The 13,542-nt window shown below is 37.9% G+C and carries 10 protein-coding genes; 2 read left to right on the top strand and 8 right to left on the bottom strand.

Annotation, left to right across the window (positions count from 1 at the left end):
- Window positions 1-2: 2 nt before the first annotated feature.
- The 8 genes from nlpI to rimP all read right to left on the bottom strand — a co-directional run bounded on the left by nlpI (window position 3) and on the right by rimP (window position 10,290).
- Entirely contained in the window at window positions 3-923 is a 921-nt protein-coding gene (gene nlpI / locus ND2E_RS08335; RefSeq protein WP_081962055.1) for a lipoprotein NlpI, read from the bottom strand.
- A 115-nt stretch (window positions 924-1,038) separates the two neighbouring features.
- On the bottom strand, window positions 1,039-3,156 hold the full coding sequence (gene pnp, locus ND2E_RS08340; protein WP_033094397.1) for a polyribonucleotide nucleotidyltransferase: 2,118 nt from the start codon (window positions 3,154-3,156) through the stop codon (window positions 1,039-1,041).
- 383 nt (window positions 3,157-3,539) lie between these two features.
- A complete protein-coding gene (gene rpsO, locus ND2E_RS08345; protein WP_033094396.1) occupies window positions 3,540-3,809 on the bottom strand; it encodes a 30S ribosomal protein S15 in 270 nt (89 codons plus the stop codon).
- 196 nt (window positions 3,810-4,005) lie between these two features.
- Complete coding sequence (gene truB / locus ND2E_RS08350) at window positions 4,006-4,953, bottom strand: tRNA pseudouridine(55) synthase TruB (RefSeq protein WP_033094395.1); 948 nt, start codon at window positions 4,951-4,953, stop codon at window positions 4,006-4,008.
- A gap of 3 nt (window positions 4,954-4,956) precedes the next feature.
- Entirely contained in the window at window positions 4,957-5,385 is a 429-nt protein-coding gene (rbfA, locus tag ND2E_RS08355) for a 30S ribosome-binding factor RbfA (protein WP_033094394.1), read from the bottom strand.
- 211 nt (window positions 5,386-5,596) lie between these two features.
- Window positions 5,597-8,269: a translation initiation factor IF-2 gene (gene infB, locus ND2E_RS08360; protein WP_033094393.1), complete on the bottom strand. Its 2,673-nt coding sequence runs from the start codon at window positions 8,267-8,269 to the stop codon at window positions 5,597-5,599.
- A gap of 21 nt (window positions 8,270-8,290) precedes the next feature.
- The gene (gene nusA, locus ND2E_RS08365) at window positions 8,291-9,784 is read right to left on the bottom strand and encodes a transcription termination factor NusA (protein ID WP_033094392.1); all 1,494 of its coding nucleotides are present in this window, start codon (window positions 9,782-9,784) and stop codon (window positions 8,291-8,293) included.
- Window positions 9,785-9,834: 50 nt separating this feature from the next.
- Window positions 9,835-10,290 (bottom strand): ribosome maturation factor RimP, encoded by a 456-nt coding sequence (rimP, locus tag ND2E_RS08370; protein WP_033094391.1) that lies wholly within the window; start codon window positions 10,288-10,290, stop codon window positions 9,835-9,837.
- 564 nt (window positions 10,291-10,854) lie between these two features.
- On the opposite strand from rimP, the gene ND2E_RS08375 reads away from it, so the two are divergent.
- Window positions 10,855-12,759 carry an EAL domain-containing protein gene (locus tag ND2E_RS08375; RefSeq protein ID WP_033094390.1) on the top strand — a complete coding sequence of 635 codons (1,905 nt, stop codon included), beginning with the start codon at window positions 10,855-10,857 and terminating at the stop codon, window positions 12,757-12,759.
- A 201-nt stretch (window positions 12,760-12,960) separates the two neighbouring features.
- Window positions 12,961-13,542 carry an electron transport complex subunit RsxA gene (rsxA, locus tag ND2E_RS08380; RefSeq protein ID WP_033094389.1) on the top strand — a complete coding sequence of 194 codons (582 nt, stop codon included), beginning with the start codon at window positions 12,961-12,963 and terminating at the stop codon, window positions 13,540-13,542.

Genomic DNA, 13,542 nt, shown 5'->3' with positions numbered 1-13,542 from the left:
AATTATTTAAGCTGTATTTTTGCAACTTTTTTAGTACGCATTAGATCTAATTCAAGTTTTGCGTACCTGTGCTCAACAAATTCATAAACATTAGTACTTAATGCAAGTTTGAAATAGTTTGCGGCACTACCACGATATCCTAACGTTTGATTATATTTACCTAAATAAAAATAAGCCTCACATAAACGTTCAGTCAGCTCTTTATTTGATCTCACATCCTTTGTTAAACCTTTAACAAATTCATTTTGTGAAATTTCTCCTAGGTAGAGGTAAATAACTTGTTTAGCCCATGTACGTTCATCAACTAATTCAGCTCGTTGTTTCAAAGAGTACTTTGCTGCGAGGGGATCAACTTCATATTCGGTTAAATATAACCATAATAAGCGATAAGGATCATCTTGTTGTTTCTGGTGGAAAGCTTTAAAATCGGTGCTGGCAAGCTCTGGTCTAGAGCCATAATAAAGCGCTATTCCTCTATTTAGGTATGCATACTCGTGCTCAGGCGCTAAATCTAATGCTGAATCAAATTGTTCGTAAGCTTGAGCAAACTCTTGCAATTGCGTGTAATGAATGCCCAAAAAGTTGTAAGCATCAATCAGGTCAGGTTTTAATTGTAGCGCATGGGAAAAATCAAATCTTGCCAATGATCTTAAGCCGACACTGTCATATAAAACACCGCGGTCATAAAATAACTGTGCTCGTTGATCTTCCGTTATTTTCGCCCTATTTATCACTTCTGTTAAGCGTGCAATGGCTATTTCACTTTTATAGTTAATCCCAAGTGGTTCAGCAATGACAATATTATTCATTATGGATGAAGAAGCATTACCGTTACTATTCACCTGGCTTGAGCTACAACCCTGAGTCAACAACACACTACTTAAGAGTAAAATGAGAATATTTGTTTTGATAAATGAATGCACTAAAAATGCCTTAAAAATAAATAACTAACAACAGGAATCATTTCATTATAAACAAAAAAGGAGCCCTATGGCTCCTTTTTACTTAATGAAATGTAAAAGTTTTTTACTAAAACAATTACTCAGCGGCTGGTGTTGCTTCAGCAGCTGGTTTTTCCATCGCTTCTTTGATACTTAAACGTACACGGCCTTGACGGTCAACTTCAAGAACCTTAACCTTCACTTCTTGGCCTTCAGTTAATACTTCACTCACGTTATTCACGCGCTCTTCAGAGATTTGTGAAATATGTACTAAACCATCTTTACCCGGAAGCACGTTAACAAATGCACCGAAATCAACGATTCGTACTACTTTACCAGTGTAAAGAGTACCCACTTCAATTTCAGCCGTTAATGCTTTAATACGGTTAATTGCATCTTCTGCTTGTTCACCAGACGTTGCTGCGATTTTAACAGTACCATCATCTTCAATTTCAATCGTCGTACCTGTTTCTTCAGTAAGTTGACGGATAGTTGCGCCACCTTTACCGATGATATCACGAATCTTGTCTTGGCTTACTTTCATTGTATGAATGCGCGGTGCAAATTCAGAAATTTCAGTTCTGTGACCACCAATTGCTTCATCCATTACAGATAAGATATGAGTACGTGCAGCTTTTGCTTGGTTTAAAGCAATTTGCATGATTTCTTGGGTAATGCCTTCAATCTTAATATCCATTTGAAGCGCAGTAATACCACCAGTAGTACCAGCAACTTTAAAGTCCATATCACCTAAGTGATCTTCATCACCTAAAATGTCAGAAAGAACAACGAATTTTTCGCCTTCTTTAACTAGGCCCATCGCGATACCAGCAACAGAAGCTTTAATTGGTACACCAGCATCCATAAGTGCTAATGAAGTACCACATACTGACGCCATTGAAGATGAACCATTTGATTCAGTAATTTCAGACACAACACGTACTGCATACGGGAATTCTTCGATAGTTGGCATAACAGCTAACATACCGCGTTTTGCTAAACGACCATGGCCAATTTCACGACGCTTCGGTGAACCAACAAAACCAGTTTCACCTACACAGTATGGAGGGAAGTTGTAATGAAGCATGAATGGGTCTGTTTTATCACCCATTAAGGTATCAAGACGTTGTGCATCACGTTGCGTACCTAAAGTAGCAGTAACTAACGCTTGAGTTTCACCACGGGTAAATACTGAAGAGCCGTGAGTTCTTGGTAATACACCAGTCATCACATCTAAAGCACGAATTGATTCTGGATCACGACCATCGATACGAGGGTTACCCTCAGTAATACGACCACGTACAACTGTTTTTTCTAGATCATGGAATAAATCTTTCGCTTCTTGAACGTTTAAATCAGCATCTTGTGCTAATAACGCTTCAACTACTGAGTTACGAATTTCAGCAACTTTTTCATAACGAACCGCTTTTTCAGTAATTTGGTATGCTTCGTTTACTTGTGCTTCACTAAGCTCAGCAATTTTAGCAACTAAATCAGCATTTTTAACTGGTGCAGTCCATTCCCATACAGGATTGTTAACTTCGGCTTTAAATTCATTAATTGCAGAAACAGCAGTTTGCATTTGCTCATGGCCATATACTACAGCACCAAGCATGACTTCTTCAGATAAAACATCCGCTTCAGATTCAACCATTAGTACAGCAGAATCAGTACCTGAAACCACTAAGTCTAATTGACTTGTTGGTAATTCAGATTGAAGCGGGTTAAGGATATATTGACCATCTACATAACCTACACGTGCTGCGCCAACAGGGCCATTAAATGGAGCACCTGAAATAGATAATGCAGCAGAAGCACCGATAAGTGAAATGATATCAGGAGAAATTTCAGGGTTAACTGAAACAACAGTGATAATAACTTGTACTTCGTTAGTAAAACCTTCTGGGAATAGTGGACGAAGTGGACGGTCAATTAAACGTGCAATAAGTGTTTCTTCTTCAGAAGGACGACCTTCACGTTTAAAGAAACTGCCTGGGATTTTACCTGCAGCGTATGCGCGCTCTTGGTAGTTAATTGTTAGCGGGAAGAAGTCTTGACCTTCTTTTGCTTCTTTCTTAGCAACAACTGAAACAAGAACACAAGTATCGTCCATGCTTGCCATCACAGCAGCTGATGCTTGACGTGCGATTGCGCCCGTCTCAAGCGTTACGGTATGTTTACCGAATTGAAATTTTTTAGTAACTGGATTTAACATCTAATTAATTTCCTTAATTTTCATCATTAATAATATTATTTACCAATCTGTACAATTATTTATTCACTGAGTATTTTTAGGTTAAATATATGAATAATTAACCCTACTGAGTCGAACAAAAAATTATACAGTTTGGATTGGTTTGTATTAAAAAAGTTAGACTTACCACATTTAATTGAGCTAGAAACGGGTAGGTGTAAATTTTCACGGTCATTATACTAATTGAGCGGGTGAATGCTAGCGTCAAAGGGCAATTATTACTTTAAAGCACAAATTTATGTACACTTTTAGATACTATTGGTAAAAGTGTAAACAACAGAAAACAAAAAAGGAGCCAATTGGCTCCTTTTAGTCGTCTAAGTTCTAATCGTTAGCAGTTGCTATTAACGACGTAGACCTAATTTACCGATTAACGCGCCGTAACGGTCAACGTTTTTACCTTTTAGGTAATCAAGTAATTTACGACGTTGTGCAACCATGCGTAATAAACCACGACGTGAATGGTGATCATGGATGTGCTCTTTGAAGTGACCTTGTAAGTGGTTGATTTGTGTAGTTAACAAAGCAACTTGAACTTCTGGAGAACCAGTGTCACCTTCTGATTGAGCATATTCTGCAACGATTGCAGCTTTTTCTGTAGCATTTAAAGACATTATAAAAATCCTTAGTGTGTTAACCCTACCCTCGTTATTAATCGAGTTAAGAGTAATTGAAATACGCATCATGCCAAACACTAATTTAGCCTTGATGACGAAAGAGCGCGTATTCTAGCAGTCACTAACTAAAAAGCAAGCGATTAGTTCAATCGACAGCGTTAATTGTCCATTCACTGCTAAAAGTTTTGCCGTCTTAAATAACAACGATACGTTTTGGTGCCAGTAAACCGTCATCATTGATAAAACCAACACCAATAAATTCAGCATCAGCATCGTTTTCATCTTCACCAATATACACTTGAACACTTCCTTCTTCAGGAGCATTGTATGCTTGTACTGGGTTTCCGTGACGCAAAAAATTAGCCGACATGTCATCAACATAAACACAATGCATACCATCTACCGCACTGCTCATTGGTAACAACAAAGGGTCAAGCACGTCTGAAGGTGTTATTCCGTCTTCATTAGCTTGTTCAAGTAATGCTTCCAGCTCAGGTAAGGTCATCATTTTATCAACAGGATAATTACCAACCGCTGAACGCCTAAGGTGAGCCACATGAGCACCACAACCTAATAGCTCACCCAAATCATCAACAATCGTGCGAATATAAGTCCCTTTAGAAACATGAATATTTAATTCAACTTCATCGTGCTCAAAGCGTAACAAATCAAGATTAAAAACAGTGATGTCGCGTGATTCACGTGGAACTTCAATGCCTTCTCTTGCATACTTATATAAAGGTTGCCCCTTATATTTTAGCGCAGAGTACATTGAAGGCACTTGCTGAGTTGTTCCACGAAAACTTTCTAAAGCTGTCGCTAATTGTTCACTTGAAACCTCAACCGGTTTTTCACTGACCACTTCTCCGCCTGCATCACTGGTTGTAGTCCGAATGCCCAGTTTCGCAGTTACCTGATAGGTTTTATCGGTATCAAGTAAAAATTGGGAAAACTTAGTACCTTCACCCAAACAGATAGGTAACATACCCGTTGCCAATGGGTCCAACGCACCTGTATGACCCGCTTTTTGGGCAAAATAAATGCGTTTAACGGTTTGTAAGGCATGGTTTGATGATAACCCATGTGGCTTGTCTAATAACAAAACACCATTGACCTGACGACCTTTTCTACGTTTTGCCATGACTTATTCGCCTTGCTCGCTATCAATACTTTTTTCGTCGTCAACCTGAGTATCATCAACTTGGCTGTCGCCGTTTTTATCGCTAGCGACAGCTTGATCAACTAAAGCACTCATGCGAACACCTTCGCTCATTGAACTGTCATAAACAAAGCGTAAATGCGGCATTATACGCGCACGTAGACGCTTTCCTAATAATGAACGGATATAACCTTCAGCTTCAGCTAATACTTCTAAAGAGGCATCAATCTCATCTTGATTATCGTTGAAAAAAGTAACGAAAATCTTGGCGTAGGCTAAATCACGAGTCACTTCAACTGCAGAAACAGTTGTCATGCTTAGCCGAGGATCTTTAATTTCACGCATTAAAATAACTGCGATTTCTTTTTGGATTTGTTGACCGACTCGGTCAGTACGGGCATATTCTCTAGCCATCGTATACTCCTTTGAAAGTGAAAACTTAGCTTCACTTTTCAATTATCAATTAACAACACAAAAGGGGCATAAGCCCCTTTTTAAATATATTCTACCTACTGTGACATTTAATTAAAGCTAATTGTTTTAAATAAAAGGCGGATGCACGGAGTTGACGCATGTCAATGAGTACATCCAACGCAGTAGTTGAATCAATTTTCAATAATTTAAGTTACAGCGAGCGTTTAACTTCAACTGTCTCGAAAACTTCGATTTGGTCGCCAACACGTACATCATTGTAGTTCTTAACACCGATACCACACTCGATACCGTTACGAACTTCTTGCACGTCATCTTTAAAGCGACGTAAAGACTCAAGTTCACCTTCGTAAATAACAACGTTATCACGTAATACACGAATTGGTGCGCTACGCTTAATGATACCTTCAGTAACCATACAACCAGCGATAGCACCAATTTTAGGAGACTTAAATACATCACGAACTTGTGCTAGACCAATGATTTCTTGCTTAAATTCTGGCGCTAACATACCACTCATGGCTTGTTTAACTTCATCAATTAATGCGTAGATAACACTGTAGTAACGTAAGTCGATATTTTCTGATTCGATAACTTTACGCGCTGAAGCATCAGCACGAACGTTAAAGCCAACAATAATGGCATTTGAAGCAGCAGCTAAGGTTGCATCAGTTTCAGTAATAGCACCAACACCAGAGCCGATAATCTTCACTTTAACTTCATCAGTTGATAACTTAACTAATGAGTCGCTGATAGCTTCAAGTGAACCTTGAACATCTGATTTAATAACAACATTTACTTCTGAAATATCGCCTTCTGCCATACTTGCAAACATGTTTTCAAGTTTAGCTTTTTGTTGGCGAGCAAGTTTCACATCACGGAATTTACCTTGACGGAATAAAGCAACTTCACGTGCTTTCTTCTCATCTTTTACCACAGTCGCTTCATCACCAGATTGTGGCACACCACTTAATCCGATAATTTCAACAGGAATAGATGGTCCAGCTGCTTGAATTGTTTTGCCATTTTCATCACGCATTGCTCGAACACGACCATACTCTAAACCACAAAGTACGATATCACCCTGGTTCAAAGTACCTTCTTGTACAAGAATTGTTGCTACTGGGCCTCGGCCTTTATCCAATTTGGATTCAACAACAACACCACTTGCCATTTTATCAACAACAGCGGTTAATTCTAATACTTCTGATTGTAGTAATATAGAGTCAAGTAAATCGTCAATACCTAGACCAGTTTTAGCAGAAACATGACAAAATTGAACGTCACCACCCCATTCTTCTGAAAGAACGCCGTGTTGCGATAATTCATTTTTAACACGATCTGGATCCGCAGACTCTTTATCCATTTTATTTACAGCGATGATAATAGGCGCATCTGACGCTTGAGCATGCTGAATTGCTTCAATAGTCTGTGGCATAACACCATCATCAGCAGCAACAACGATGATTACAATATCTGTTGCTTTTGCGCCGCGAGAACGCATAGAGGTAAAGGCAGCATGTCCCGGAGTATCTAAGAAGGTGATCATACCATGACCTGTTTCTACATGATAAGCACCGATATGCTGAGTAATACCACCCGCTTCACCGTCAGCTACTTTTGCTTCACGAATGTGGTCAAGTAGAGATGTTTTACCATGGTCAACGTGACCCATAATAGTAACAACTGGTGCACGAGTAATCTCTTCACCCGTATCGCCACGGTCCGCAAGTACGGCTTCTTCTAAAGCATTCTCTTTAACCAATATCACTTCAAAGCCCATGTCTTCAGCAACAAGTGCTGCTGTTTCTTGGTCAATCACTTGGTTGATAGTTGCCATAGCACCTAATTTAAACATTGCTTTAACAACTTCAGCGCCTTTCTTAGCCATTTTATTAGCTAATTCAGCAACAGAGATTGTTTCGCCTATACGGATATCTTGTACTTTTGTTTCAACAGGCTTAGTAAAACCATGTTTCAAGCTTTGTGGTGCAGATAACGTTTGTTTGCGCCCTTTAGCATTGCGGCCACCACGTGCATTTCTGTCACCTGATGCTTTTTTCTTGCGACGACGACCAGCACTTTCATCTGCAGCATCAACTTTATCTTCAGCTTCTTGCGCATATTTAGAAGAGGTTACATGAACCACTTCTTTTTCTTTGGCTTTACGTTCTGCTTCTTGTGCTTTCCAGCGAGCTTCATTTTCTTCTGCTAGTTTCTTAGCAGCATCGCTTGCTTCTTTAGCTTCAGCTTCAATTTTCGCTGCCGCTTCTTTTTCTTGAATTAAACGCAGTTTCTTAGCTTCTTCTGTTTCAGCAACTTTCTCAGGTGCTTTTTCAACATTTTTAGCTTTCTCTATTGCTGCTTGTTTTGCTTTTGCAGCAGCTTCAGCTTTTGCTGCAGCTTTGCGTTCTGCTTCTAACTCTGCTTTAGCAGCAGCTACGCCTTTAGCAATTTCAGCTTCTTTCGCAGCGGCTTCAGCTTTCGCTTTCGCTTCTTGCTCTAATAGAAGTGCTGCTTCAGCTTCAGCTTTCGCTGCTTCTGCTGCTAATTTTTCTTCTTCTACATCACTACGCTTAACATAAGTGCGTTTTTTACGAACTTCAACATTAACCGATTTAGCTTTACTACCATGCCCCATGGTCAGGGTAGATTTAGTTTTACGGTTCAAAGTAAGTTTGTTCGGTTTTGCTTCTGATTCATCACCATGTTGTTTTTTAAGGTGACCTAATAAAGCTTCTTTTTCATCTTGCGAAATAGCATCGGTAGCCGATTTATTCACGCCTGAGTCAGCTAATTGAGTGACTAAGCGATCCACCGGTGTTCCGATTTCTTTGGCAAGTTCTGCTACGGTTATATCTGCCATCTATATTATTCTCCGGTGTTATTATTCTTCGTTAAACCAACAAATGTTACGCGCAGCCATGATTAGCTCACCCGCTTTGGTTTCATCTAATTCTTCAATATCACTAATTTCATCGATACCTTGTTCAGCTAAGTCTTCAAGTGTACGAACACCTCGACTTGCTAATACGAAGGCTAAGTGACGCTCTAAACCGTCAAGGTCAAGTAAATCTTGTGCTGGCTCTGAACCTTCTAAAGTTTCTTCGCTCGCTAGTGCTTGTGTTGTTAAAGCTTCTTTAGCTCGTTCACGAAGCGCTTCAATGATTTCTTCATCCAAACCATCGATGTCTAGCATTTCTGCGGTTGGCACATAAGCGATTTCTTCTAATGAAGTAAAGCCTTCTTCAGCCAATAATGTTGCGAAATCTTCATCAAGATCTAACTTATCAATAAACAAGTTTAATACTTTATCGTTTTCTGCCTGATGCTTCTCTTTCATGTCAGCAACAGTCATCACATTGAGTTCCCAGCCAGTTAATTGGCTTGCTAAACGAATGTTTTGACCACTACGACCAATTGCCATTGCTAAATTAGCTTCTTCAACAGCAATGTCCATAGTACCTTTATCTTCATCAACAATGATTGAAGCAACTTCAGCTGGAGACATAGCATTAATGACATATTGCGCAACGTTATCATCATATAAAACGATATCAACACGTTCGCCACCTAATTCGCCAGATACGGCTTGTACACGTGAACCACGCATACCAACACAAGCGCCAACAGGATCAATACGTTTATCATTACTTTTAACGGCAATTTTAGCACGAGAGCCAGGGTCACGAGCTGCCCCTTTGATTTCTAACATTTCTTCGCCAATTTCAGGCACTTCAACACGGAAAAGCTCAACAAGCATTTCAGGTTTGGTACGACTGACGAATAATTGTGCACCACGTGCTTCTGGTTTTATTTCGTATAACAAGCCACGAACACGATCACCTGGACGGAATGTTTCGCGTGGTAACATATCATCACGGTAAATAACCGCTTCAGCATTATTACCTAAATCAATAATGACACTCTCACGGCTAGCTTTTTTGACAACACCGGTAACAATCTCACCTAAATGCTCTTGGTAAGCTTCAGTTACTAAAGCACGTTCAGCTTCACGTATCTTTTGAACAATAACTTGTTTAGCAGTTTGCGTTGTTACACGGTCAAACTTTACAGACTCGATTTGATCTTCAGAATAATCGCCTACATTTAACTCAGGTGAATCAAACTGTGCTGCAGCTAACCCTATTTCAGCATAAGGGTTTTCCATTTCTGCGTCATCTTCGATGATTAACCAACGACGGAAAGTATCAAACTCACCTGTGATACGATCAATGCTGACACGTACAAGAATATCTCCTTCGTATTTTTTCTTGGTAGCAGTTTCTAAAGCTGTTTCCATTGCTTCAAAAATGCTTTCTCGTGGTAATGCTTTTTCATTAGAAACCGCATCAACAACCAGTAATATTTCCTTACTCATGCTATTTAGCCTTTAATTTATGTTATCTGTTTTTTAAATATATTCAGGGTTTAAAATTTTGCGACAAGATTCGCTTTATCAACGTTGCCGATAGCAAGTTCGTAATCTATGCTATCAACTTCTACTATTAGGTTATTGTTTTCTATGGCAACTAATGGCCCTTTAAACTTTCGACGACCATTTAAAGGCATTGAAAGTTTTACATTTATAGTTTCACCAATGACTTCTTGAAAATGTGCTAATTCAAATAAAGGACAATCAACACCCGGTGATGAAACTTCTAAGTTGTATTCACTGCTAATGGGATCTTCTACATCTAAAATAGCACCAACTTGACGACTCACTTCCGCACAATCATCAACATTAATGCCATCTTCATGGTCAATAAACAAACGTAAAACTGAATTATTGCCAGCACTAATATATTCAATGCCTCGCAAAGTTTTGCCAGTTTCTTCAACTGCTGGTCTTAATAAGTCAGTTAGTTTTTGCTCAAATTTAGCCAAGCGTATTCTCCTGTAACCCTACTCTTATGATGCATTCATAAAGAGTACAGTATAAATTTTAGATATAAAAAAAGGGCATATAGCCCAGCGAAATCTTGCAGTATTTGCCTCTTATTAGCGAAATTTATACGCTTTAAAAAACAAAAAAACCCCAAATTAGGGGCTTATTTCACTGTTTTCCCCCTAAATTAAACAAATAATATGTTTAATCTGGATACTAATAGCTAAACTATTAATAATATTAATAAGAATATAAACAACATAAAACATGTTTGTTTACTCAGTGGCATCTTATTAAGCTCTATTGCGGCAAATTATATAGTGGCTCGCTTATAAGCGCAAGAGGCATTACGAATTATCCCCTAGAAAAGTAGTTTAATGTGTGGTGCGCTAATAATAACCAAGAAATATTTGCTAAAATTAATATCTATTTTACAATATCTTAGTATTGCCCTTATAATGTAGCTATAAATAGGCACACCATTCCAGCTTAAAAAATAGCACTGATATATACAGTATTTCTATCCCCCTTGATAGATTTCTAACGGAGCATTTAATTTTATTATGTATAAGTTTTCTAAGTTATTTATCAAAAATATATTTTTTGCCTCAGTTTTTATTATCGCTTTAGGCTCAATTGCATTTTTCTTGCTTTCCAATTATGTAAATCAACAAACATTTGCTCAGCAAAAAACGATTCAAACAATAAGCCAACAATTTATTGGCAATGATATACCTGAAAAAGAACTAGTGACAAAGTTATCAACAATTTTGAATGCACAAAATGATTACCAAAACTTAAGTATTAAACGTGACTCTTTAATCCTTTTTGATTATCAGAATAACTATATTCACCCTCTCAACTCTTTCATTGAACAACGTAAAACGGTATCTATTACTGAACTTGATTTACAAGTTCAGTATCAATTAAACTTTATTAGTCTCATTGATTTATTAACACAACTATTCATAGGCGTGATTCTTTTATCCATTTTATTTGTTTTTATATCTGCAAGATTAAATTATAAATTACAATTGACTATCTTTAGTATTATCAGCAAGCAAATTAGTAATGAATTGGCTCAGATTAATAATTCAGACTTTATTACTAAAAAACAAGATAATCAGCAATTGTTAGAAATTCCCGCTTTAGAAGAAGGTATTGCTGAAATCAAGTCGATGATGACCGAGCAATTTCACAACACTGCAAATTTAGAAATAGAAGCGCACGTAGACACTTTGACGGGTATTGAAAATCGAAATCGGTTTGTCCAGTTTTATGAAAATGAAATTATCAACGACAGCCCTGTTAATTTTGGTGTTCTTATTATTACGAGATGTTCAGAGTTACAGACGATTAATCAAGTCCATGGTTATAACTCAGGTGATAATTACATCGTAAAAGTAGCTGAGATAATAAAAGAAGCGTTATTTTCCAGACCAACAGGAAAAATCTTTCGCTTAAATAGCTCCGACTTTGCCACGGTATTGCCTAATACGACACTCAAGGCAGGTGAAGAATACGCTAATGAGTTAATGCTTAAATTTAATGACTACCAGCAAGTTAATGAATTGGACTCTGTCGCTTATAGTGGTTTAGTTTATTTTGACCAGTCAAAACCATTAGGTGAATTATTAGCGCTTGCTGATACTGGAGTCAGTGTTGCCCAAACACAGAAAGTAAACTCATGGTATTCACAAAAAGATATTGATATTTTAACTGACGCTACCGCAAACTTTGGTAATCAGAACTGGCGACAAGAAATTGATGACGTATTAAGCAACGGCCGCATTAATTTATTATTACAGCCAATCCAACCCATTGGTCGTAATAATCGTGTCTATGGAGAAGTTTTAGCCCGCTTTCTTAATGCTAACAGCGACATGTTGCCTACCTCTACCTTTATTGCGATGGCCGAGAAACTTGACAAAATAACTGACGTAGATCGACTTATCATTGATACTGCGATAAAAGAAATTACCAGTAAGAATATGTTAGATAATAGCTATGGCATTAATATCAGTCCACGCAGTATTAATAATCAGCATTTTATGATTTGGCTAGAACGAAAATTACTGCGCGAACCTACTGCCGCTTCTCGGTTAGTCTTTGAAATATCTGAATTAGGTCTTCAGCAAAACATTAAAACCGCTAAGCGTCTAGTTGATATGCTACACAGGGTTGGCTCCAGAGTCACCGTTGAGCGATTTGGTGTTGGGTTAACCTCTTTTAAGTTCTTCAGAGATTTAACTCCAGATTATATCAAAATGGATAGTTCTTATACGCGTGATATTGATGATGATAAAAACAACCAATATTTCTTACGTTTAATGGTAGATTTAGCCCATAGACTTGGTATTAGCGTACTCGCTGAGAGCGTCGAAAGCCAAGAAGAAAAGCACACCTTAGAAAAGTTATTTATCGATGGTTGTCAGGGCTATTATGTGGGTAAACCCGCTAAATTATAATCAAGCAAGTCCCTTTACAAAGTATGAAGCCGAATGAATCATAACCATTCGGCTTTTTTACAGAAGTAACATTTGTTATTTCAAAGCAAAGAAAATGAATAAAAGAATAATACCCATACTTAAGGTGTGTTGTTAAATAAACTAAAAACACGGATAATAGCGGCATTATTATTATCAATAACCTAATGACCTTTAAAGTAAATGACTGATTATCTGTTACTACTCGTCGGCACTGTGCTCGTAAACAACTTTGTTTTAGTACAATTTCTTGGCCTATGCCCATTTATGGGGGTTTCCTCACGTACGGAAACTGCTATAGGTATGTCATTCGCTACTGTATTCGTAATGACGTTAGCGTCTCTGCTAAGTTATTTAGTGACGACATATCTACTTGTACCACTCAACCTAGAATATCTAACGACCATGAGCTTTATTTTAGTGATTGCCGTCGTAGTACAATTTACTGAAATGGTTGTCCATAAAACCAGTGCCAGTCTTTATCGTTTATTGGGTATTTTCTTACCGTTAATCACCACCAACTGTGCGGTATTGGGTGTTGCTTTGCTAAACTTAAGATTACAGCATGGTTTTTTTGAATCAATTATCTATGGCTTTGGTGCTGCATTAGGTTTCTCCCTAGTCCTTATTATGTTTTCTGCTATGCGTGAAAAATTAGCAAATGCTGATGTACCTGGCCCATTTAAAGGTACTGCAATAGCAATGATAACTGCTGGTTTAATGTCATTAGCTTTCCTTGGTTTTACCGGTCTGGTGAAAATTTAA

The sequence above is a fragment of the Colwellia psychrerythraea genome (genome assembly GCF_000764225.1).
In the GTDB taxonomy this organism is placed as follows: domain Bacteria; phylum Pseudomonadota; class Gammaproteobacteria; order Enterobacterales; family Alteromonadaceae; genus Colwellia; species Colwellia psychrerythraea_D.
The sequence above is the reverse complement of the archived record's forward strand: the minus strand, read 5'-3'. Positions and strand labels throughout refer to the sequence as shown.